This window comes from Ralstonia pickettii (assembly GCF_016466415.2).
Taxonomy (GTDB): domain Bacteria; phylum Pseudomonadota; class Gammaproteobacteria; order Burkholderiales; family Burkholderiaceae; genus Ralstonia; species Ralstonia pickettii.
The window spans coordinates 1,111,136-1,133,005 of sequence record NZ_CP066771.1 but is presented as its reverse complement, the minus strand read 5'-3'; the positions used below and the strand labels follow the sequence as shown (position 1 = coordinate 1,133,005).

Genomic DNA, 21,870 nt, shown 5'->3' with positions numbered 1-21,870 from the left:
ACCCGTCCGCCCTCGCTCCTCGGCCGCTTTAACCGCTTTAACGCCCCTTCGTCTTGCGCGGGGCCTTGCCTGCCACCTTGCGCGGCGCAGCGGTCTTGGCGCCACCCTTGGGCTTGGTACCACGCGCCGTCTGCTTCTTGCGCGCAGGCTTTGCGTGGGCATGGCCCGGGGGCAGTGCACGGCTACCCGGCTCGAACACCGGCTGCTCTTCGATGACGCGATCGAGCGTCTCGTCGAACGACTCCTCCGGCTTGGCCGTACCGCCCAACAATGCGGCCAACTGGCGCGGCTTCTTGCGGCCAACCGGCGGCGCCGGCGTCGCCCCGGCAGGCTGACGCGCCACCGAGGCTTCGGGCGCGCCGGTCACCTTGGCCGGGCGCAGCGCCTTGGTCGACGGCTCCTGGATCAGCCGGAAATCCATCTTCCGGGCATCCAGATCGACGCGCAGCAACTGCACGCGCACGCGGTCGGTCAGGCGATAACGGATGCCCGTGCGCTCGCCGCGCAGCTCGTTGCGCGCTTCGTCGTATTGGAAGTAATCGCTGCCCAGCTCAGTCACGTGTACCAGACCTTCCACGTACAACTCGTCGAGCTGCACGAAGATGCCGAACGAGGTGACGGCGCTGACGGTGCCCGAGAACTCGTTGCCGAGCTTGTCGCGCATGAAGTAGCACTTGAGCCACGCCTCGACGTCGCGCGAGGCTTCGTCGGCGCGACGCTCGTTGGCCGAGCAATGCACGCCCAGCTCATGCCAGATCGCTTCGACCTTCGCCTTGTTGACAACCGCTGCCGGCACGCCTTTCTCGGCTTCAGCCTGCAGACGACGCGCCTTGGGCGATAGCGCGCTGTTCAACTGCACGCCCGGTGCCAGCGCCGGCACATAACGCGTGCGATGCAGGATCGCCTTGATGGAGCGATGCACCAGCAGGTCCGGATAGCGGCGGATCGGGCTCGTGAAGTGCGCATACGCCGGATACGCCAGGCCAAAGTGACCGATGTTGTCCGGGCTGTAGACCGCCTGCTGCATCGAGCGCAGCAACATGGTCTGCAGCATCGGTGCATCAGGACGGGCGGCCACCTTTTCCATCAGTTCGGCGTAATCGGCGGCCTGCGGCTTGTCGCCACCGCCCAGCGTCAAGCCGCTGGTTTTCAGGAAGGCGCGCAGCGCCTGCAGCTTTTCCTCAGTCGGACCTGCATGGACGCGGTACAGCGCCGGGTGCTTGTACTTCTCCAGCATCTCGGCCGCGCAGACATTGGCCGTCAGCATGCACTCTTCGATCAGCCTGTGTGCATCGTTGCGGGTGCGCGGCAGGATCTGCTCGATCTTGCCCTGGGCGTTGCAGACGATATACGTCTCGGTGGTGTCGAAGTCGATCGCGCCACGCTCGCGGCGCGCCTTGAGCAGCGTCTGATACAGCTCGTACAGGTCCTGCAGATGCGGCACCAGCGGCGCGCGCTTGGCCGCTTCCGGGCCCTTCACATTGGACAGGATCGCCCAGACCTCGTTGTAGGTCAGACGTGCCTTCGAGTGCATCACCGCCGGGTAAAACTGATAGGCCTTGATCTCGCCCTTGGCCGTGATCACCGCATCGCAGACCATGCACAGGCGGTCCACTTCGGGGTTCAACGAGCACAAACCGTTGGAAAGCTTCTCGGGCAGCATCGGGATCACCCGGCGCGGGAAGTAGACCGAGGTCGCGCGATCAATGGCGTCGGCATCCAGCGGATGCCCAGGCCGCACGTAATGCGACACGTCGGCAATTGCCACGATCAGGCGCCAGCCCTTGGTGCGGCCGATCTTGACGGGCTCGGCGTAGACGGCGTCATCGAAGTCGCGCGCGTCTTCGCCGTCGATGGTGACCAACGGTACGTCGCGCAAGTCGATGCGCCCCGCCAAATCGGCATCGCGAACGACGTCGGGCAGCGCCTCAGCTTCTCGCTGTGTCGGCTCGGAAAACTCGTGCGGCACGCCGTACTTGCGCACGGCGATTTCGATCTCCATGCCGGGGTCGTCAATCTCACCCAGCACCTCCACCACGCGGCCAATCGGTTGCACGTAGCGGTCCGGATATTCCAGGATCTCAACGCTCACCACTTGGCCAACCTTGGCCTTGCCCTGCCCCTTCGGCGCGATCAGGATGTCGCGGCCCAGGCGCTTGTCTTCCGGTGCCACGACGAGCGTGCCGCTTTCCGACAGCAACCTCCCGATGACGCGCTTGTTGGCCCGCTGCAGGATCTCGACGATCTGCCCTTCCGAACGCCCCCGGCGATCATAGCCGACGGTGCGCACCAGGGCGCGGTCGCCGTGCATGGCCTTCTGCATCTCCCGTTCGGGCAGGAAGATATCGGGCTCGCCGTCATCGCGTACAAAAAAGCCGAAGCCATCGCGATGGCCAATGACGCGGCCTTCGATGAAATTGGGCTGGTGCGCCAGTTCGTAATGCCCCTTGCGGTTGAGTTCGATCTGACCATCCCGCTCCATGGCGGTCAGACGCTTGATAAAGCCGTCATGCTCCTTGCGCGTGACCGACAGCGCCTTGGCAATATCGGTGGCAGACAGCGGAGACCCCGACGTGCGCAGCACACCGAGGATTTCCTCGCGGCTCGGGATCGGATAAGTCGGTTGATTCAATTTTTTCTTCTAGAGTGTTGACAGGATCGCTGGATTCCGTAATAATTACAGCTTCGGTACACGCACACCTGCCCAGGTGGCGGAATTGGTAGACGCACTAGTTTCAGGTACTAGCGGGTAACTCCGTGGAGGTTCGAGTCCTCTCCTGGGCACCAGAGTTTAGGAACGGCGCAACGCAAGTTGCGCCGTTTTTCTTTTCCACGACCGGATTATCGTTGTTCAGTAGCTGACGCGACATTCCGCGAAGGACGACGTGCATTGTGTCTTGGCTATCACGCCAGGGCGGAGCCGGATCACCGACCTCACCTGCCCCAGACGCTGGGTGGGCTCGAAGCGCAACGCATCCACGGAGACGCATCACGCTTCGATCAACCGCGCTGCTCGTATTGGACATATGCTGCAAAGCCAATCCGTACGCGGGTTTCGGGCTCACATTGCAGCCCGTGTCATCAGGTTACCGAAGTGGCACGCACGACGCAAGCCGCACACGCCACTCCATTCGCGCCTCGACGCAATCGACCAACGCCTCAGGCCGCCGACGCTTCGCCGTTGCCGGCCGAACGCGCCTTCCCGCGCTTGATCCACGCGGCCAGGTTGTGGGGGCGCAGCGTGTCGTACTCTTCGAACGGTTGATGGATCCACGGATTGGTTGCGAGATACTGGACAGCGTAATCCGGTTTGATTTTCGAGCATGCCTTGTGCCACAGCACAGCGGTACGCACGTCGGTCACGGCCGGATAGCGCTCCTTCAGGTGACGCCCCACACGCTCCAGCGTGACACCCGAATCCACCAGATCGTCCACAAGCAACACACGGCCCGACAGCTCGCCACGCGTCATCGTGATGTATTGGGCGATGTCGAGATCGCCCTGCTGCGTGCCAGCAGCTTCGCGATAGCTGCTGGTCGCCAGAATAGCCAACGGCAGGTCGTAGATGCGCGACAGCTGATCGCCAACGCGCAACCCGCCCCGCGCCAGGCACAGAATCTTGTCGAACTTCCAGCCAGACTCATGCACGATAAGCGCCAGGCGCTCGATCAGGCCGTGGTAGTCATCCCAGGACACCCATAGATGCGAGTCGTCGTTGATCGGCTGGTTCATGCTGTACCTCTTTGTATCGTGAATGCGGCGTGAGTTGCCGCTATCGTGTTCTATGGAAAGCAGGCGCTCCATGCAAATTCGCCCGGCAAATCACCGGGCGAATCGGGGCGCAGCGCGTCAGTCCTTGTAGGGATGACGCAGCAGGATGGTCTCGTCGCGGTCGGGGCCGGTCGAGATCATGGCGATCGGAATACCCGCCACTTCTTCGACGCGCTTCAGGTAAGCCTGCGCGGTTTCGGGCAGCGCATCCCATTCCTTCAGGCCGAAGGTCGACGTGTTCCAGCCCGGAAATTCTTCGTAGATCGGCTGGCAACGCGCCACAGCATCGGAGCCACGCGGCAGGATGTCGATTTGCTTGCCGTCGAGCGTGTAGCCCACGCACAGCTTGAGCGTTTCCAGGCCATCCAGCACATCGAGCTTGGTCATGCACAGGCCCGACACGCCGTTGATCTGGATCGCGCGACGCAGCGCGGCGGCATCCAGCCAGCCCGTGCGGCGCGGGCGGCCCGTGACCGAGCCGAATTCCTTGCCGACATTGGCCAGACGCACGCCGATCGGATCCTGGCGCGCGGGATTGTCCGCGTCATACAGCTCGCTTGGGAACGGCCCCGAACCCACGCGCGTGCAATACGCCTTGGTAATGCCAAGGATGTAATGCAGTTGGCCCGGGCCGACGCCAGCGCCCGCAGCGGCATTGCCCGCCACGCAGTTGCTCGACGTCACGAACGGGTAGGTACCATGGTCGATATCGAGCAGCGTGCCTTGCGCGCCTTCGAACATCAGGTTCTTGCCGGCAGCGTTGGCGGCAAACAGCTCGGCCGACACGTCCGTCACCATCGGGGCGAGGCGGTCTGCATACGACAGCATTTCGTCGAGCGTCTGCTGGAAATCCAGCGCCGGGTGATTCAGGTACTGCGTCAGGACGAAATTGTGGAAATCCAGGTTTTCGCGCAGACGCTCGGCAAAGTAAGCCGGGTCGAACAGATCCTGTACGCGCAGCGCGCGGCGGGCTACCTTGTCTTCATATGCCGGGCCAATACCACGGCCTGTGGTACCGATCTTGGCGGCGCCGCGCTTGGCTTCGCGCGCCTTGTCGATGGCCACGTGGTACGGCAGGATCAGGTTGGTCGCTTCCGAAATGCGCAGGCGGTTCTGCACTTGCACGCCGGCCGTTTCCAACTCGTCGATTTCCTTGAACAGGGCCTCAGGCGACAGCACGACACCGTTTCCGATATAGCACGCGACGCCGTCGCGCATGATGCCCGACGGGATCAGACGCAGAATCGTCTTCTTACCGCCGATGATGAGGGTATGGCCTGCGTTATGTCCGCCCTGGAAACGAACCACGCCTTGTGCATGATCGGTCAGCCAATCGACGATTTTCCCTTTACCTTCGTCACCCCACTGGGTGCCGATGACGACGACATTGCGTCCTTGGCTCACTGCTGGTGCGGACATGTTGAATTTGCAGATGGGTTAAAAACGTATTCTACCCTTGTTGCCAGGGGCTTCCCTGAAATTACCGGGTATTTACACAACGTTATGCAACAACTTCAGATCGAAGCGTTGCGGGGCTTGACGATCCAACGACCGCCCTCTTCGACGAGTTGCCGGTCGTAGGCGAACTCCTCCAGATCTTCCGGGTGGCCTGGCAGGGACTGGATAACAATCTCGCCGGCGGCGCGCAGCGCGGCAATGGTCTCGCGCAGCTTGGCATCGCCCGACCATGGCGCATGGATGGCGGCAGCGCGCGCCTCAACCGGTGAGATACCGGCGACTTCGCGCAGGTCCAGTGAAAAGCCTGTCGCCGGCCGGGCGCGGCCAAACGCCTCCCCGACCTTGTCATACCGGCCGCCGCGCGCCACGGCATTCGGCACACCGGCTACATAGGCAGCAAACATTACACCGCTGTGGTAGTGGTAGCCACGCAGATCGGCCAGATCGATGTTCACGGTCGCACCGCGGGCACGCTCGGCCAGCGTAGTCAAGTCGTCCAGGGCGCGGCCGATCGCGGGCAACGCCGGCAACTGCTTGCGCGCGAGATCGAGCACTTCGGCGCCGCCATACAGCGCTGGCAGCAGATTGATGGCGTCGCGCTGAGCCGCCGGAAGCTCCGCCGTGACGGCACGCAGAGCCGGTACGTCCTTAGCGGCCAGTGCAGTGAAAAGCTCGTCTTGAATGCGCGCGGCTATCGGCGACTGCTCCAGCAACGCCGCTACCACGCCAACGTGACAGAGATCCAGGCGCACATCTGCCAAACCCGCCGCCGACAAGGCAGCAAGCATCAATTCCTGAATTTCGAGATCGGCTTCCAGGCCGGCATGGCCATAGATTTCGGCGCCGATCTGCAGCGGCTCTCGCGTGACGTGGAATCCACTCGGACGGGTATGCAGTACCGAACCGGCGTAGCACAAGCGCGTCACGCCGGCGCGGTTCAGCAAGTGAGCATCGATGCGGGCGACTTGCGGTGTGATGTCGGCGCGCAGGCCGATGGTGCGGCCGGAAAGTTGGTCGACCAGCTTGAACGTCTTCAAATCGAGGTCATGCCCCGTGCCGGACAGCAGCGACTCGATGTATTCCAGCATCGGCGGCATGACGAGTTCGTAGCCGTAGGTGCGGAACAGGTCGAGCATGCGGCGACGCAACTCTTCAATCTTGCGTGCCTCGGAAGGCAGCACGTCAGCAATGGATTCGGGCAGCAACCAATTGGTCGGCATGGCGGTCTCGCTCTGGAGTCTTGGTACGGCAGAAATTCGTAAAAAGGCAGGAAATGCGCTAGCGACGCAGCAACCGCAGGAGGATCAGTCCGATCGCCATCGACACCAGGCCGATCACACGAAGCTTTTCATCGGGCAGCTCGGTCAGCGTCTGGAACGCGCGTCGCCAGGCGTGCGGCGCCACGAACGGCAAGATGCCCTCGAATACGAGCACCAGCGCGCACGCTGCTAGCAGAACGTTGGGGAGTGACTCTTCCATGGATGCGGTTGGCGAACGAACAAAACCCCGGCAAGCCGGGGTCTGTCCGCCTCAAATGATCAGCGACGCATTGTACTAGCGATGGCGCCCGGTCTGGGCAGCCGGTGCCGCCGCGGAGTTGCCGCCGTTCGGGCTGCGCATGTATTTGAAGAAATCGTTGTTCGGCTGCAGCACCAGCACGTCCTTCCGATCACGGAACGATGCGCGATAAGCTTCCATGGAGCGCCAGAATGCAGCGAACTGCGGATCGCGGCCGAACGCTTCGGCATAAATGTCAGCGGCGCGGGCATCGCCCTCACCCTTGATCTTCTGCGCATCGCGGTAGGCATCAGCCAGAACAACTTCGCGCTGACGATCGGCATCGGCGCGGATTTTTTCACCCTCTGCGGCCCCGGTCGAACGCAGCTCGTTGGCCACGCGCTTGCGCTCGGCTTCCATGCGACGGTAGACCGATTCGGTCACGCTGGCCAGCAGATCCACCCGCTTCAGGCGCACGTCGATGATGTCCATGCCGACCGACTTGCCGTACTCCTGTACGCCCTTGAGGATGCTCTGCATCACGGCTTCGCGATCCGTCGATACCACGTCGGAAACCGTGCGGCGCGCAAACTCATCCCGGGCGATGGAGTTGATCTTCTGCGTCATGCTGTCCTGCGCAAGGCGGCTATCGCCCTTGAAGCTCACGTAGAACAGACGCGGATCGGACACGCGCCACTTCACGAACCAGTCGACCAGCAGGTTCTTTTTCTCTGCCGTAATGAAGCGATCGGCGCCGGCCACATCGATGGTCTGCAGTCGCTTATCCATGAACACCACATTCTGCAGAGGTGGCGGGAGCTTGAAGTGCAGCCCGGGCTCCTTGATAACCTGCTTGATCTCACCAAAGGCGAACACCACGGCATACTGCCGCTGATCCACCACGAACACCACCGACGAGAACACCGCCAGGGCAATGACCAGCGCCACGAAGGCAGAAATCAGACGATTCATAATGCCCTCCTGTTAGCGCGAATCGCGGTCACGGTTGCGCAGTGCTTCGCGCGAGCGCGAGTCTGCGTCATTGGCCGGTGACGGATTGGAGGGAGTCGGTACGCCCTGCGCAGAACCGCTGTCCTGCGCTGAGGCGCCAGGCGCCGCTGCCGGGCGGGAGGTGTCGCCCTGCGTTTGCGCGATCAGCTTGTCCAGCGGCAAATACAAGAGGCTGCCATTGCTCTGGTCGACCAAGACTTTCGTCGAATTGGCGTAAATGTCTTGCATGGTTTCCAGATAAATGCGGTCGCGCGTAACCTGCGGCGCCTTTGCGTACTCGCGCTGCACCGAGGCAAAGCGGGCCGCGTCACCTTCTGCACGAGCGATGACGCGTGCCTTGTAGCCTTGCGCCTCTTCACCCAGACGGGCTGCCGTACCTTTGGCACGCGGCACCACGTCGTTGGCATAAGCCTGCCCCTCGGAGATGGCTCGCTCGCGGTCCTGGCCCGCCTTGGTCACATCATCGAACGCGGCCTGCACCTGCTCCGGCGGCTGCACGCTCTGCACGTTCACGCTGAGGATTCGAATCCCGGTCTTGTACGCCGACAAGATGCGTTGAATCGATTCCGCGAGATTACGACCCACAGCATCACGACCTTCGTACAGCACCGCATCCATCTTGTTGCGACCGACGATCTCGCGCACCGACGTCTCGGCCGCCTGCGTCACCAGTTCTTCATCGCCGCCACGGTCCGTACGGTTGTAGAACAGGTAGTCGACGGGATTGGCAATGTTGTACTGGACCGAGAAGCGCACGTCGACGATATTCTCGTCCTGCGTGAGCATCGAGGAATCTTTCAGGTTCGTGTCCTTGATCTGGGTCGTCCGACCGATTTCAAGCGTGCGCACACCTGACAGGTTCACGATTTCGTGCGATTCGACCGGATACGGCAGACGCCAGTTGATACCCGGCGTTGCAAGGTACTTGAAACGGCCGAACTGCAGGATCACGCCCGTCTGGCCTTCCTGCACGATAAAGAAACCGCTGGCCAGCCACAGGCCCACGAGCACTGCTAGCAGGACGCCGACACCCAAGCCAGAGCCACCGCGGCCGTTACCCGGACGCAGCGGCGTGGGGCCGTCGCTACCGTTACCGCTGTCCTTGCGGCCGAACAGGTTGTTCAGGCGGCGATTAAAGTCGCGCCACAACTCGTCAAGGTCGGGCGGGCCATCCTGGGGCGGCTTGCTTTGGCGCTTCGGCTCGTCTTTGTCTTCGCGCTCGGCGTTGTTGTCGCCGCGACCCCAGCGCGGATCGTTCAGCGAAAGCAGCACACGCAAGCGGTGCCACAAACCTCGCGCCGGACGCGGCGAGGCCATGGAAGAAGACTGGGTCGAAATCTCGGGCATGAGCGGTCGGGCTTGTCCTGATTGTCTGACTATGGAGAAGTAGCTGGCCATTCTATCAGCCCTCTTCGTCACCTTTGGCGGAAGAACCGCTGCTCGGCAAGCTTTGCGACAGTTCGTCACGGTGGGCCGGCGGCGAATCACGGCGGGTGTCGAAGCGCGGATCGAAATCGCCGCCATGCGACGCGGGGTGCTCACGCAGGCGGATTGCGGTCTCGACCAGCGCCTCGCGCAAGAGATCAAGCCCAGTGCCCTCGATGGCAGAGACGAACACGCGCCGCACGGCCCCAGTTTCGTCGCGCTCGATACGCGGACCAGCGACACGCAGCTCCTCCGCCGCGTCGATCTTGTTCATCACCAAAATTTGCGGGATGCCGCTGGCGTCGATTTCATCCAGCACGCGATCGACCTGCTCCATCTGCTCGTGCTTGACGGTGCTCGCGGCATCCACCACATGAAGCAGCACGTCGGCGTGCACGGTTTCTTCCAACGTGGCCCGGAATGCCGCCACCAGCTGCGTGGGCAAATCGCGGATAAAACCCACCGTATCCGACAGCACCACATTGCCCAAACCTTCGAGATACAGCCGGCGCGAGGTGGTGTCCAGCGTGGCGAACAGCTGATTGGCAGCGTACGCGCGTGCCTTGGTCAGCGCATTGAATAGTGTCGATTTGCCGGCGTTGGTATAACCGACCAGCGAGACAGAAAAAGCGTCGTTGCGGCTGCGCGAACGGCGCTGCGTGTCATGCTGACGTTGGAGTTTGTCCAACTCGGACGACAGACGCTTGGCGCGCTCATCGAGCATCCGGCGATCCAGCTCGAGCTGACGTTCACCCGGGCCGCCGCGCAGGCCGACGCCGCCCTTCTGACGCTCCAAGTGACTCCATGCCCGGACCAGCCGGGCAGCCTGGTACCGCACGCGTGCCAGCTCGACCTGCACCTTGCCGACATGGCTCTGCGCGCGCTGGCTGAAGATGTCGAGGATGAGGCCGGTCCGGTCCACCACGTGGCGCCCGAAAAAGCGCTCGAGGTTACGCTGCTGGGCGGGACTCAACGCGTGGTTGAAGATGACGATCTCCGCATCCTCCTCGTCTGCGGCGATCTTCACCTCTTCCGCCTTGCCAGCGCCGATGAACAATGCAGCGTCGGGCCTGGAACGCTTTCCCGTGACCGCGCGCACCGGTTCAGATCCGGCCGTGGAGGCCAGCAGCGCCAGTTCGCTCAAACTTTCCTGAAAATCGTGTTTGCCGAAATCGACGGCGACCAAAATAGCGCGCGTCGGCTCCGAGCTGGAGGTGGGATGGGATGCCAAACGGGGGAATAGAGAAGGGAGAAACGGGGTGGATGCGTCCCGCCGCGCGGATGGCGGCGGGAGCGAGGCAGAATCAGGCGTCAGGCGCTTCGTCCACGCGGAAATTCACGGCACGGGCCGGCACCACGGTGGAGATTGCGTGCTTGTACACCATCTGCGTCACTGTATTACGCAGGAGCACGACGTACTGGTCGAACGACTCGATGTTGCCTTGCAGCTTGATACCGTTGACGAGGTAGATCGACACCGGCACATGCTCCTTACGCAGCGCATTCAGAAACGGGTCTTGTAGCAATTGCCCTTTGTTGCTCATGGCACACTCCAGATTTATAGGTTTAGTGATGGGTTATGGGGGCTCGGAAGCCCGGGTTCAAGCAGTCGACGCAAAAAAAGTTCGTCAAAAGAGTCGGCCAGACGCGTCCAAATGACGCCAATGGCGCCTGAATTAACAGACACCAAGCGCCATGTCTCGAGAATTTAGCCTTAGAAATCAGGGAAAGCAAACGGAAAACCGATGACCCCGCCATATGAAATGGCTCGGCCTTTTTGGTCATCCTCCGTTCGACTGCCCCGCGTCACACGCTCCCGCCGTCGAGCACCGCCCGCGCGGCGCTCAGTCGTTCGATTGGGAGTACGGGTTTTTGTTCGTACGAAATTCGATCCGCAGCGGTGTGCCCTTCAGTTGGAAGGCCTCGCGGAAACGCCCCTCCAAGTAGCGGCGATAGGTCTCGGGAATATTCGACAGCGCATTGCCGTGAATCACCACGATCGGCGGGTTGGAACCTCCCTGGTGCGCGTAGCGCAGCTTGGGGCGTGAAACGCCTGCGCGTCGCGGCTGCTGGTACTCGACCGCCTCCATCAGCACGCGCGTGAGCTTCGGCGTGGGCAGCTTGACCATGGCGGCAGCATAGGCGGCGTCCACGGACTTCATCAGCGCGCCAATGCCAGTGCGCTCCTTGGCGGAAATGTAATGCACGTTGGCGAACGACAGGAACTGAAGCTTGCGCTCCATATCGTGCTTGATGCGATCGCGGGCATGCCCGGTCAGGCCATCCCACTTGTTCACACCGATTACCAGCGCGCGGCCGGATTCGACGATGAAGCCGGCGATATGCGCGTCCTGATCGGAAATATCCTGCTGCGCATCGAGGATCAGCACGACCACGTTGGCATCTGCAATGGATTGCAGCGTCTTCACCACCGAGAACTTCTCAATCGCCTCGAACACCTTGCCACGCTTGCGCAAGCCCGCCGTATCGATAAGCGTGTAAGGTTTGCCGTTACGCTCGAAGTCCACGTAGATGGCATCGCGCGTCGTGCCCGGCATGTCGAACGCGATCACGCGCTCTTCGCCGATCAGCGCATTGACAAGCGTCGACTTGCCTACGTTCGGACGGCCAACGATGGCGATACGGGTACCGTGGTCGTGCGCGTCGGCTGCCTCGGCAAGCTCGGGGCGCTCGGCAAATGCCAGGTCGAGCGCCTCCGCCACCAAATCATTGACTCCGTCGCCGTGCGCGGCCGAAATGGCAGCCGGATCGCCCAGACCAAGCTCGTAGAAATCGCTGGCGACGGCGGTGTAGCGCATGCCCTCGGCCTTGTTGACGGCGAGCAGGATGCGGCGCCCGGTTTTGCGCAGGTAATCGGCGATCACGCGATCCTGCGGCGCCAGTCCCAGGCGGCCATCGACGATGAAGATCACGACATCGGCTTCAACCACGGCCTGGCGCGTCTGCTTGGCCATCTCAGCCACGATGCCTTCCTTGGCAACGGGTTCGAAGCCGCCGGTATCGATGGCGATGAACGGACGGTCGCCGACTCGGCCTTCGCCGTAGTGGCGATCGCGCGTCAGGCCCGGAATATCCGCAACCAACGCGTCACGCGAGCGCGTCAGACGGTTGAAGAGGGTCGATTTGCCGACATTCGGCCGCCCTACAAGGGCAATGACTGGTTTCATGCTTGTGTGCCGCACGCGAATAGCGCCATGGCAAGTTCTGATTGTTGCAACTGCGGTTGGCATCTGCACGGCTGAATGCCTGGTGACACAGATGCAAGACGCCCGCGGAGTACGCGGGCGCAAGTTCGAGGCGGCTCAGCCGCCCCGATGTGATGTGTGTGCCGCCGCAAACCACCCGGCCGCGGCCGCGAATGTTACTTCGGCAGATAGCCGTAGACACCGCCGCCGCGGGTTTGGACGACGAGTGTCTGGCCGACCACCACAGGTGCTGCGCCAATGGCGCTGCCGTCGGTTTTCACGCGCGCGACGAACTTGCCATCATCGCGCGACAGGAAATGCAGCCAACCTTCGGAATCGCCCACGATGACCGCACGGCCAAACGCCAGCGGCGTACCGAGGTCGCGCCATAGCAGAGCGTCGTTTTTCCAGAGGTCGGCACCGTTTTGTGCGTTAAAGCCGTAGACAACCGACTTCTCGTCAGCGGCGAACAACCCGCCATCATCTTGCGTCACGCCGGTCGGCGACGAGAAATCACGACCCCAGCGCGGGGCGCCAGTGCTCATATCAAAACACGCCACGCGACCTTGGAAACTGGCTGCACAGACTTGCGAACCGTTGACCGACGGCGCACCGGTCACATCGTTCAGCCGCTCGATTTCCGATACGCCACGCGGATACGACACGGCAGCTTCCCAGCGCAGCGCGCCGTTGCTGGCCGAAAGCGCACCCAGCTTGCCACCCGCAAAACCGAGGATGACGTTATCGCCGGCAAAAACCATCGGCAGGCTGCTGCGCAGGTTCAGCGCCGAGGGAGAACGCTGATAGATCCACTTGCGTTCGCCGTTGCTGGGGTCCAGACCCAGGACGCGACCATCCGTCGTGCGGACGATCACCAATCCCTGCCCAACCAGCGGCGCCGTCAGGACTTCACCGTTGACGGCGACTTTCCACTTCTGCGCGCCCTTTTCGTCGAAAGCGATGACCGCGCCCTTCTCACCCGCCACCGCGGTCAGGGTGCCGTCGCTGCCGGGGCCAGTGGTCAGGTCCACGTCCGCCTTGCCTTGCCAGACCGTGCGGCCGGTCGCGCCATCCAGGGCGGTCACAGTACCGCCGGCGGCCGACACGTAGACGTTGTTGCCCGCCACCGCCGGCTGCATCACGTAGCGGCCGCTCTTGCCGACGCTGACGCTCCACACCTGACGCACTGCCAGCACTTGCTGAACTTCCATCAGCTTGGCCGGCTCATGCTTGGTCTTGCTGCTGAACAGCGAGCAACCGCCAAGGACAGCCGTCGCTGCCAGTGCCAGCACTGCCACGCGCGCCGCCTGTGCAATACCGCGCGCGACACCACCCTGCTCAAGTGCGTGAATCATGAAATCGGGATCCTTTTGTTATGCGTTGAACTGCACGAGGGTGCGCCAATCAGGCGCCGCCCAGGGCATCCAGCTTGAACTGCACGATCTGGCGCGCCGAAGCGTCAGCCGGACCGAACTTTTCCAACGCCAGCTTGTAGGCAGCGCGGGCGTCTTCGTTCTTGTTCTGCGCGGCCAGCAGATCGCCGCGACGATCGGCGTAGAGCCCGGCGAACGCCGGCGCAACGTCGCCGGAGACTAGCGCGATGCCCTGATCGTAGGCTTTCTCATCGAGCAGAAGGCCAGCCAGGCGCAGCTTGGCGAGCGCCTTGTATTCGTCGTCGCGCGCATGATCAACCGTCCATTGCAGCTGCGCCTTGGCGCTGGCCACATCGTTGGCTTCGTACAGCGCCTTGGCTGCGGCCAGCGCGGTCATCTGCGCGTAAGCCGTGCCGCCGAACTTGTCTTCCATGTCAGTGGCGGCGCGCTTGATCTTCTCAGCATCCTTGCCATCAACGGCCTTCTGTACCTGCTCGTACAGCACGGACGCTTCGCCGGCCTGCTTGCGCTGCCAGTTCTTCCAGCCAAACCAACCGGCCACAGCCAGCAGCACCACGATGGCGACCCATGTGACTACGTTGCCGTTATCACGCCACCAGTGCTTGAGGCTCTCAATTTGTTCCTGTTCTTCGAGATCGTAGGCCATGCTTTGCAGAGCTTGAATATTGGGAGTGAATCGCGGTTGTTCGCTGCCGAGGTCAGCTGCCCGCTGTTAGTCGTTATTGGCCACCAGGGCGTCGATCAGGCGGTCGACCAGTTGGTCAGACGGCACGGTCTGCTGGGCATCCGCGGTCGGATCGCCCCGCAGCGGCTTGATCTGGGCGACGCCTTGGGTGACTTCATCGTCGCCAATGATAACCGCATAGGAGGCGCCACTTGCGTCAGCGCGCTTGAACTGCGACTTGAAGCTACCGTTGCGGCCTTCCGGCGAGGCGTGCAGGATGACGTCGAGGCCGGCATCGCGCAGGCGCTCTGCCGCGATCAGCGCCTGCACCTGTGCCTCGTCTCCCTGGTGGACGATATAGACGTCACAGCCTTGTGCTTCTGGCTCGAGCTTTTCTTCACGCAGCAGTTCAATGATGCGCTCGACACCCATCGCCCAACCGCATGCGGGGGCTGGCTTGCCACCGATCTGCTCGATCAGCGGGTCATAGCGGCCGCCACCGGCCACGGTGCCCTGCGCGCCCAGCTTGTCCGTCGTCCACTCGAAGACGGTGAGGTTGTAGTAGTCCAGCCCCCGCACCAGACGCGGATTGATGGTGAACGGAATGTTGTTCGCCTTGAGGAGCTTTTGCACGCCCTCAAAGTGCGCGCGCGATTCGTCGCCCAGGTAGTCGATCAGCTTGGGCGCGCCTGCGGCCATGTCCTGCAGCGCCGGGTTCTTAGTGTCGAGCACGCGCAGCGGATTGCTGTACAGGCGGCGCTTGCCGTCCTCATCCAGAATGTCCTGGAAGCCTTCCAGATATTTGATGAGATCGGCGCGGTGTGCAGCGCGCTCTTCCGCCTGACCGAGCGAGTTCAGCTCCAGCTTAAGGCCGACCAGGCCGAGGTCGTCCCACAGCCGCTGGCACATCAGGATGACTTCTGCGTCGATGTCCGGGCCCGCAAAGCCCAGCGCTTCTACGCCCACCTGATGGAACTGGCGATAGCGACCGCGCTGCGGACGCTCGTGACGGAACATCGGGCCGGTGTACCACAGGCGCTTCGGGCCGTCGTACAGCAGGTTGTGCTCGATCACGGCGCGCACAGCGGCAGCGGTGCCTTCGGGGCGCATGGTCAGTTGTTCGCCGTTCAACGCATCGGTGAAGGTGTACATCTCTTTCTCGACGATGTCCGTCACCTCGCCGATGCCACGCACAAACAATTGCGTCTGCTCTACGATCGGCGTGCGAATCTGCTGGTAGCCATAGGCGCGCAGCATGCTGCGCACGGCGTTATCAAAGTGCTCCCACAGCGGGGCGTCAGCAGGCAGCAAGTCGTTCATGCCTTTGACGCCAGCGATCTTCTGCACGCGTTGTTTTTGTGTATCGCTCATGATGTCACGTTGAAAGCCGGCTTCTCGCATCTACCTTCATGCAAGGCCGGCCGGTCGTTTCGTGCTTCGGCTTTGGTTTCCGAAGCCTGATGTCGATTTAGACCGCCGCCGGAGTCTGTGCGCCGTAATGCGTCCGCACGTACTCGTCAACGATCGCCTGGAATTCTTCTGTGATGCGCTCGCCGCGCAACGTTTTCACCTTCACGCCGTCAACGAAAACCGGCGCCGCCGGCGACTCGCCCGTGCCTGGCAGCGAAATGCCGATATTGGCGTGCTTGCTCTCTCCGGGGCCGTTGACGATGCAGCCCATCACGGCCACATTCATCTCTTCGACGCCGGGGTACTGCTCCTTCCACACCGGCATCTGCTCGCGCAAATACGACTGGATGCGCGCCGCGAGTTCCTGGAACACCGTGCTGGTCGTGCGCCCACAACCCGGGCACGCGATCACCATGGGCGTGAAATTGCGCAGGCCCATGGTCTGCAGAATCTCTTGCGCGACGATGACTTCCTTCTCGCGCGGCGCACCCGGTTCCGGCGTGAGCGAAATGCGGATCGTGTCGCCGATGCCTTCCTGCAGCAGCACTGACAACGCCGCCGTGGAAGCGACGATACCCTTGCTCCCCATGCCGGCCTCGGTCAGGCCCAGGTGCAGCGCGTAATTGCAGCGACGCGCCAGCTCGCGGTACACAGCAATCAGATCCTGCACCGCCGACACCTTGCACGACAGGATGATCTGGCTGCCTGGCAAGCCCAGTTCTTCAGCCTTCTGCGCGGACTGGATCGCGGAGGTGATCAGCGCCTCGACCATCACGGCGCGGGCATCCCAGGGGGTTGCACGTTGCGCGTTCTCGTCCATGATGCGCGCAAGCAGATCTTGGTCGAGGCTGCCCCAGTTCACCCCGATACGCACTGGCTTGTCGTAGCGGCAGGCGATCTCGATCATCTGCGCAAACTGCGTGTCGCGCTTGGCACCTTGCCCGACGTTGCCCGGGTTGATCCGGTACTTGGATAGCGCCTGCGCGCACTCCGGATAGTCCTGCAGCAGCTTGTGGCCGTTGTAATGGAAATCGCCGACCAGCGGCACATCCACACCCATGCGGTCGAGCTGCTCTCGGATGGCCGGCACCGCGGCCGCAGCAGCCGGGGTATCCACTGTGATGCGCACCAACTCAGAGCCGGCTCGCGCCAGTTCCTTTACCTGGATTGCGGTACCGATGGCGTCCGACGTGTCGGTATTCGTCATCGATTGCACGCAGACCGGCGCGTCGCCACCGACGTGCACAACACGATCACCCCAGCGGATTTGCGCGGCGCGCGAGTTCCGGCGCGGCAGCGGGCCCACCAAGGCTGGAGCGCAATCGAGAGGTGTGGAGATTTCCATGATCAGACAGGGCGCACTGCCTACAGGCACCGCGCCAATTACAAGACGGTTCAGGGCAACGTGGCCCGTGCCACGCGATTGCGGGCGTACTTCTGCAGATCGACGGTCGCGCCACCCACGGCCAGCGATTCAACGGCTTCTGCATTGCCGAAGACGACCTTGAACGGTGGCGTGCCGGTCAGATCACGCGCGTCGCCTTCCTTCGAAATGCCGCTGGCGAGCGTCTTGCCGGTCTTGTCCTTGATCTCGTACCAGGACGAACCGGAGAAGCGCACCGAGACCGAACCGCCGCCCGATTCAGCCGGCTTGGCAGCTTCTGTCGGCAGAGCAGCGGCCGGACCCTCGACGTTGATGACAGCCGGCTTGCCACCCGCAGCCGCTACGGCGGGCGCCGGAACGGCACCGTTGTCTGAACGCGGCAGCGTAGGCGGCGGCGCCAACGGCGCAGTCACCACACCCGAGGCCGGAGCGGCCGGTCTAACAGGCGTCAGCGGTGTCGGCATCGAAGCGGCCGGCGTCTCGGACGGAGCCTGCTCAGTTGCTGGAGCCACTTGCGCGGGCGCGGTTTGCTCCGCAGCCGGCGCCTCCTTCGCGGTGGATTCGGTGTTCTGCGTAGCTGCCGTTTGCGTGGCGAACCATTGCTTCAGACGGTCCATACCGGCCAGCGCACCGGCCGCCACAATCACCGCAACCAGCGCACCAATCAGCCAGCGGCCATTGCCGCCGCGACGCTTGGCGAAACTCGGCTTGTCCGAAAACGATTCACCCAGCCCGCCCTCGGGACGCAAGCCGATGTTGGTGACCGGCGCACGCGCGTTCAAACGCGCAAGCTGGTCATCGACATCGACCTGCAGGGCGCGCGCATAGGCGCGGATGAGGCCCTTGGTAAACGTCATGTCAGGCAACGCACTGACATCCGCCGATTCCACCGCCAACAACTTGCCCGGCGCCACCTTCAGGCGCGTGGCCAGATCGTCGACAGTCAGCCGTTGACGCTCACGGCCGGCACGCAGGCGTTCGGCAATCTCGCGCAGCGCATCGTCGCGCTCCGACGAAGGGGCGGCAGGCGGATTCGAGACAGGCGCCGCGCCATGAGAAAAATCGGCAGCGCTTGCCACGTCGCGGTCAGTCATCCCAGGCTCCTCGTTCGAATGCCGCCTCTTCGGGCGCATTGGGGAAGCGGCGCTGCAATTGCGCGCTCCATGCGTTCTGCTGCGAAGTGTCGCCGAGGCGCCGTGCGATGCGCGCGCCCAGCCATAGGCTTTCTGCCGTCGGATTGCCGCGGCCATTCACACGCTCGATAAACGGCATGGCACGCGAATATTCGCGGCGCTTGTAGTACAGCTGCGCCAATGTCAGGTTGGTCAGCGAATTGTTTGCGTCGATGTAGGTAGCGCGCGTCAGGCTCTTCTGCGCGCCCTCCAGATCGCCCTGACGCATCTGGCAAACGCCCAGGTTCGTCCACGGTTTGGCGGGGCTGCCGGCGGCCGGCGCCTCAATGGCCTGGCGCAGCATCGCCATGCCTTGATCCGGCTTGCCGCCTTGCGAGCACAGGAACCAGCCGTAGTTGTTCAGCAGGTCTCCATCTTGCGGCGTTGCCGCCAGAGCGCTGCGAAAACTCTCATCCGCCTGCTCGCGTTGGCCCAGGTTCATGTAAGCCAGCGCGCGAATGTGATACGCGTTCGGGACGCTCGGATCGATCGCGATGGCATTCTTGATTTCCTCAAGCGCTGTCGCACTCTGGCCGGCTTCCAGGTATTGCGTCGCGAGTTGCAATCGGATCGCCGCCCGACGACCGACGTCGGCCTTTTGTTCGGGGACGGTTGTCACTTCTCGTGTCTGAGTCTGGACCGGCGGCGACAATGCGCACCCGGCGGCTGCCAGCATAAAGACCAGACTGACAGCAGTCGACCAACGCTTCATGCGGTACCCATGCGGTGAGTGGAGTCGGCCCCGACCACCGGGATCTCGACGATCTTGCCGAACTTCCCGCGCTCGGCCAGGCGTGTGCGATCTTTGACCTCGCCGGCGAGCTGACCGCAAGCCGCATCGATGTCATCGCCCCGCGTCTTGCGGATGGTGGTGACGATGCCGGCATCCAGCAGCACTTGCGAGAAGCGGCGGATCTGCTCATTGTTCGAGCGCTTCAAGCCCGATTCCGGAAACGGGTTGAAGGGGATCAGGTTGAACTTGCACGGCACGTCGGCCACGACGCGCAGCAGTTCACGGGCATGCTCGACGGTGTCATTGACACCATCCAGCATGCAGTATTCAAAGGTGATGAAATCGCGCGGCGCGAACTCGAGATAGCGGCAGCAAGCAGCCATCAGTTCGGCCAGCGGGTACTTCTTGTTGAGCGGCACGAGCACGTCACGCAGCGCATCATTGGATGCATGCAGCGACACGGCAAGTGCCACAGGCACATCGCGCGCAAGACGGTCCATCATCGGCACGACGCCGGAGGTGGATACCGTTACGCGACGGCGTGAAAGGCCATACGCGTTGTCGTCCAGCATCAGCGCGAGAGCGGGCACGACGGCGTCGTAATTCAGCAGCGGCTCGCCCATGCCCATCATGACCACATTGGTGATGACGCGGTCGTCTTTCGGACCACGGCCGAGCTGTTTGCGCATGGCGAATTCCGCCATCCAGAGCTGACCGATGATCTCGCCAGTGCTCAGATTGCGCGAGAAACCCTGCTTGCCGGTCGAACAGAACCGGCAGTTGACGGCACACCCCGCCTGAGACGATACGCACAACGTGCCGCGCGTCTCTTCGGGGATGTAGACCGTCTCGACGGCATTGCCCTGCCCCACGTCGACCAGCCACTTGCGCGTGCCATCCGACGAAAGGTGATCGGTAATGACCGCCGGCGCCTGGATGTTGGCGCGGGTCGCAAGCTTTTCGCGCAGCGACTTGGCGAGATCGGTCATCTCGCCAAAATCGGACGCGCCCGACTGATGAATCCAGCGCTGCAACTGCTTGGCGCGAAACGACTTCTCACCCAGGCTCTCGCAGTACGCGAGAAGGCCCTGTGCGTCGAAATCGAGGAGATTCACCACATCGCTCATGACTTGCAACCCGAAACCACAATCCCAGTCTAGTGTTGACGCTTAGCGGCTGTAAATGTTCAGGCCCGGGAAGAAGAAGGCTACTTCCACGGCAGCCGTTTCAGCTGCGTCCGAACCATGCACGGCGTTGGCGTCGATGCTGTCAGCGAAGTCGGCGCGGATCGTGCCCTTCTCAGCCTTCTTCGGATCGGTTGCGCCCATCAGGTCACGGTTCTTGGCGATTGCGTTTTCGCCTTCCAGCGCCTGCACCATCACCGGGCCCGAGATCATGAAGTCCACCAGGTCCTTGAAGAACGGGCGCTCCTTGTGCACAGCGTAGAACTGTTCGGCTTCAGCGCGCGACAGGTGGATCATCTTGGCTGCGACGATCTTCAGGCCGGCACCTTCGAAGCGGGCGTAGATCTGGCCGATGACATTCTTGGCCACGGCATCCGGTTTGATAATCGACAAAGTGCGTTCGAGCGCCATCAAAAACTCCAAAAAATGAAGGTGTTACGTGAAAGATAAACGTTAGATTCTAACACGGGAGGCAACCGGATTGGATGTCAAGCGGTGCAACCGGATGTGACGCGCGGTGGCCGCGGCGGGAGGCGGCACAGTCACTTCCCGCCGAGCAGCCTTCCAGCCCGATGAACACGGCTTAGCATCCCCTTATCGAGAGCACGAAAAGTCACGTCCGAAGGGCATTTTCCGTCCCGATTGCCCTCCCGCCGCCGGAACCGCGTGGCATGCTGGCCCTCCAAGCAAAGGACGATGCGGCTTGCAAAAGCCAACTTTGGATGCCACATTCGCTGTGTCGTCACATTGTCTGCAATGTCATTCACCCAAGGAGTTCGCATGGACAACCAACTCAACACGTACGGTTTTGGCGCTTCCGGCACCGCCGGCGCGTTGGCCGTCCGCAACCGTGTGCTGCGCAATACCTATTGGCTGCTCGCGCTTTCCATGATCCCCACCATCCTCGGCGCGTGGATTGGCGTCGCCACCGAATTCAACCTGATGGGGCGTAACCCGCTGATGGGTTTCGTCATCTTCATGGCAGTGGCCTTTGGCTTCTTCTACGCCATTGAGCGCTTCAAGAACAGCGGCCTGGGCGTGGCGCTGCTGCTCGGCTTCACGTTCTTCATGGGGCTGATGCTGTCGCGGCTGATCGGCATGATTCTGGGCTTCTCGAACGGTGCGTCGCTCATCATGACGGCGTTCGGCGGCACGGCGATCATCTTCGGTGTGATGGCGACGGTCGCCACGGTCAGCAAGCGCGATTTCTCGGGCCTGGGTAAGTGGCTGTTCATGGGCGTGCTGGTGCTGATCGTTGGCTCGGTGGCCAATATCTGGCTGCAATTGCCGGCGATGATGCTGACGATCTCGGTGCTGGCCATCGCGATCTTCTCTGCCTACATCCTGTTCGACGTACAGCGCATCGTGAACGGCGGCGAGACCAACTACGTGACCGCCACCCTGGCGATCTACCTCGACGTCTACAACATCTTCACGAACCTGCTGGCGATCCTGGGCATCTTCGGCGGGAATCGTAACTAAGCACGCACAGCACGCTGGCAACAGCGCAGCGAAAAAAAAACCGGCGCCTGGTGCGCCGGTTTTTCTTTGTCCGTGAGAC

The 21,870-nt window shown here is 62.5% G+C and carries 19 protein-coding genes and 1 tRNA gene; 2 read left to right on the top strand and 18 right to left on the bottom strand.

Annotated elements, in window-relative coordinates; translation table 11 throughout:
* Positions 1-37: 37 nt before the first annotated feature.
* Positions 38-2,632: a ribonuclease R gene (gene rnr / locus RP6297_RS05395; RefSeq protein ID WP_009238394.1), complete on the bottom strand. Its 2,595-nt coding sequence runs from the start codon at positions 2,630-2,632 to the stop codon at positions 38-40.
* 70 nt (positions 2,633-2,702) lie between these two features.
* Between rnr and RP6297_RS05390 the strand changes: the two genes are divergently transcribed.
* Positions 2,703-2,787 (top strand) — tRNA-Leu (locus tag RP6297_RS05390).
* A gap of 372 nt (positions 2,788-3,159) precedes the next feature.
* On the opposite strand, the gene RP6297_RS05385 is transcribed toward RP6297_RS05390, so the two are convergent.
* The 17 genes from RP6297_RS05385 to ndk all read right to left on the bottom strand — a co-directional run bounded on the left by RP6297_RS05385 (position 3,160) and on the right by ndk (position 20,720).
* Positions 3,160-3,732, bottom strand: coding sequence for a phosphoribosyltransferase (locus RP6297_RS05385; protein WP_009238395.1), 573 nt, complete (start codon positions 3,730-3,732; stop codon positions 3,160-3,162).
* Between the two features lie 117 nt (positions 3,733-3,849).
* A complete protein-coding gene (locus tag RP6297_RS05380) occupies positions 3,850-5,190 on the bottom strand; it encodes an adenylosuccinate synthase (protein WP_009238396.1) in 1,341 nt (446 codons plus the stop codon).
* A gap of 95 nt (positions 5,191-5,285) precedes the next feature.
* Positions 5,286-6,449, bottom strand: coding sequence for an ATP phosphoribosyltransferase regulatory subunit (locus tag RP6297_RS05375; RefSeq protein ID WP_009238397.1), 1,164 nt, complete (start codon positions 6,447-6,449; stop codon positions 5,286-5,288).
* A 58-nt stretch (positions 6,450-6,507) separates the two neighbouring features.
* A complete protein-coding gene (locus RP6297_RS05370) occupies positions 6,508-6,708 on the bottom strand; it encodes a DUF2065 domain-containing protein (protein ID WP_009238398.1) in 201 nt (66 codons plus the stop codon).
* Positions 6,709-6,783: 75 nt separating this feature from the next.
* Positions 6,784-7,698 (bottom strand): protease modulator HflC, encoded by a 915-nt coding sequence (hflC, locus tag RP6297_RS05365; protein ID WP_009238399.1) that lies wholly within the window; start codon positions 7,696-7,698, stop codon positions 6,784-6,786.
* A 12-nt stretch (positions 7,699-7,710) separates the two neighbouring features.
* Positions 7,711-9,084 carry an FtsH protease activity modulator HflK gene (hflK, locus tag RP6297_RS05360; protein WP_037027405.1) on the bottom strand — a complete coding sequence of 458 codons (1,374 nt, stop codon included), beginning with the start codon at positions 9,082-9,084 and terminating at the stop codon, positions 7,711-7,713.
* Positions 9,085-9,139: 55 nt separating this feature from the next.
* Complete coding sequence (gene hflX, locus RP6297_RS05355; RefSeq protein WP_037027402.1) at positions 9,140-10,393, bottom strand: GTPase HflX; 1,254 nt, start codon at positions 10,391-10,393, stop codon at positions 9,140-9,142.
* Between the two features lie 73 nt (positions 10,394-10,466).
* Entirely contained in the window at positions 10,467-10,706 is a 240-nt protein-coding gene (gene hfq, locus RP6297_RS05350) for an RNA chaperone Hfq (RefSeq protein ID WP_004626316.1), read from the bottom strand.
* A gap of 300 nt (positions 10,707-11,006) precedes the next feature.
* Complete coding sequence (gene der, locus RP6297_RS05345) at positions 11,007-12,350, bottom strand: ribosome biogenesis GTPase Der (RefSeq protein WP_009238402.1); 1,344 nt, start codon at positions 12,348-12,350, stop codon at positions 11,007-11,009.
* A gap of 194 nt (positions 12,351-12,544) precedes the next feature.
* The gene (gene bamB, locus RP6297_RS05340; protein ID WP_009238403.1) at positions 12,545-13,723 is read right to left on the bottom strand and encodes an outer membrane protein assembly factor BamB; all 1,179 of its coding nucleotides are present in this window, start codon (positions 13,721-13,723) and stop codon (positions 12,545-12,547) included.
* Between the two features lie 49 nt (positions 13,724-13,772).
* On the bottom strand, positions 13,773-14,408 hold the full coding sequence (locus RP6297_RS05335) for a YfgM family protein (protein ID WP_004626309.1): 636 nt from the start codon (positions 14,406-14,408) through the stop codon (positions 13,773-13,775).
* Between the two features lie 66 nt (positions 14,409-14,474).
* The gene (gene hisS, locus RP6297_RS05330; RefSeq protein WP_009238404.1) at positions 14,475-15,797 is read right to left on the bottom strand and encodes a histidine--tRNA ligase; all 1,323 of its coding nucleotides are present in this window, start codon (positions 15,795-15,797) and stop codon (positions 14,475-14,477) included.
* 97 nt (positions 15,798-15,894) lie between these two features.
* On the bottom strand, positions 15,895-17,181 hold the full coding sequence (gene ispG, locus RP6297_RS05325; protein ID WP_009238405.1) for a flavodoxin-dependent (E)-4-hydroxy-3-methylbut-2-enyl-diphosphate synthase: 1,287 nt from the start codon (positions 17,179-17,181) through the stop codon (positions 15,895-15,897).
* A 50-nt stretch (positions 17,182-17,231) separates the two neighbouring features.
* Entirely contained in the window at positions 17,232-18,314 is a 1,083-nt protein-coding gene (locus RP6297_RS05320; RefSeq protein WP_009238406.1) for a RodZ domain-containing protein, read from the bottom strand.
* Complete coding sequence (gene pilW / locus RP6297_RS05315) at positions 18,307-19,104, bottom strand: type IV pilus biogenesis/stability protein PilW (RefSeq protein WP_009238407.1); 798 nt, start codon at positions 19,102-19,104, stop codon at positions 18,307-18,309. Before pilW ends, RP6297_RS05320 begins: the two co-directional genes overlap by 8 nt.
* Positions 19,101-20,252: a 23S rRNA (adenine(2503)-C(2))-methyltransferase RlmN gene (gene rlmN, locus RP6297_RS05310; RefSeq protein WP_009238408.1), complete on the bottom strand. Its 1,152-nt coding sequence runs from the start codon at positions 20,250-20,252 to the stop codon at positions 19,101-19,103. The genes pilW and rlmN overlap by 4 nt, the downstream gene beginning before the upstream one ends.
* 42 nt (positions 20,253-20,294) lie before the next feature.
* A complete protein-coding gene (gene ndk, locus RP6297_RS05305; protein ID WP_004626298.1) occupies positions 20,295-20,720 on the bottom strand; it encodes a nucleoside-diphosphate kinase in 426 nt (141 codons plus the stop codon).
* Positions 20,721-21,089: 369 nt separating this feature from the next.
* Between ndk and RP6297_RS05300 the strand changes: the two genes are divergently transcribed.
* Positions 21,090-21,791: a Bax inhibitor-1/YccA family protein gene (locus tag RP6297_RS05300; protein WP_009238409.1), complete on the top strand. Its 702-nt coding sequence runs from the start codon at positions 21,090-21,092 to the stop codon at positions 21,789-21,791.
* The last annotated feature ends 79 nt before the right edge of the window (positions 21,792-21,870 follow it).

Excerpts from the sequence above, each read along its gene's own strand:
- pilW (WP_009238407.1), bottom strand. The coding sequence starts at position 19,104 with ATGAAGCGTTGGTCGACTGCTGTCAGTCTGGTCTTTATGCTGGCAGCC.
- RP6297_RS05375 (WP_009238397.1), bottom strand. The coding sequence starts at position 6,449 with ATGCCGACCAATTGGTTGCTGCCCGAATCCATTGCTGACGTGCTGCCT.
- hisS (WP_009238404.1), bottom strand. The coding sequence starts at position 15,797 with ATGAGCGATACACAAAAACAACGCGTGCAGAAGATCGCTGGCGTCAAA.
- ndk (WP_004626298.1), bottom strand. The coding sequence starts at position 20,720 with ATGGCGCTCGAACGCACTTTGTCGATTATCAAACCGGATGCCGTGGCC.
- hflC (WP_009238399.1), bottom strand. The coding sequence starts at position 7,698 with ATGAATCGTCTGATTTCTGCCTTCGTGGCGCTGGTCATTGCCCTGGCG.
- RP6297_RS05320 (WP_009238406.1), bottom strand. The coding sequence starts at position 18,314 with ATGACTGACCGCGACGTGGCAAGCGCTGCCGATTTTTCTCATGGCGCG.
- RP6297_RS05380 (WP_009238396.1), bottom strand. The coding sequence starts at position 5,190 with ATGTCCGCACCAGCAGTGAGCCAAGGACGCAATGTCGTCGTCATCGGC.
- RP6297_RS05385 (WP_009238395.1), bottom strand. The coding sequence starts at position 3,732 with ATGAACCAGCCGATCAACGACGACTCGCATCTATGGGTGTCCTGGGAT.
- RP6297_RS05335 (WP_004626309.1), bottom strand. The coding sequence starts at position 14,408 with ATGGCCTACGATCTCGAAGAACAGGAACAAATTGAGAGCCTCAAGCAC.
- ispG (WP_009238405.1), bottom strand. The coding sequence starts at position 17,181 with ATGGAAATCTCCACACCTCTCGATTGCGCTCCAGCCTTGGTGGGCCCG.
- hflK (WP_037027405.1), bottom strand. The coding sequence starts at position 9,084 with ATGCCCGAGATTTCGACCCAGTCTTCTTCCATGGCCTCGCCGCGTCCG.
- bamB (WP_009238403.1), bottom strand. The coding sequence starts at position 13,723 with ATGATTCACGCACTTGAGCAGGGTGGTGTCGCGCGCGGTATTGCACAG.
- der (WP_009238402.1), bottom strand. The coding sequence starts at position 12,350 with ATGAAACCAGTCATTGCCCTTGTAGGGCGGCCGAATGTCGGCAAATCG.
- rlmN (WP_009238408.1), bottom strand. The coding sequence starts at position 20,252 with ATGAGCGATGTGGTGAATCTCCTCGATTTCGACGCACAGGGCCTTCTC.
- hfq (WP_004626316.1), bottom strand. The coding sequence starts at position 10,706 with ATGAGCAACAAAGGGCAATTGCTACAAGACCCGTTTCTGAATGCGCTG.
- RP6297_RS05370 (WP_009238398.1), bottom strand. The coding sequence starts at position 6,708 with ATGGAAGAGTCACTCCCCAACGTTCTGCTAGCAGCGTGCGCGCTGGTG.
- RP6297_RS05300 (WP_009238409.1), top strand. The coding sequence starts at position 21,090 with ATGGACAACCAACTCAACACGTACGGTTTTGGCGCTTCCGGCACCGCC.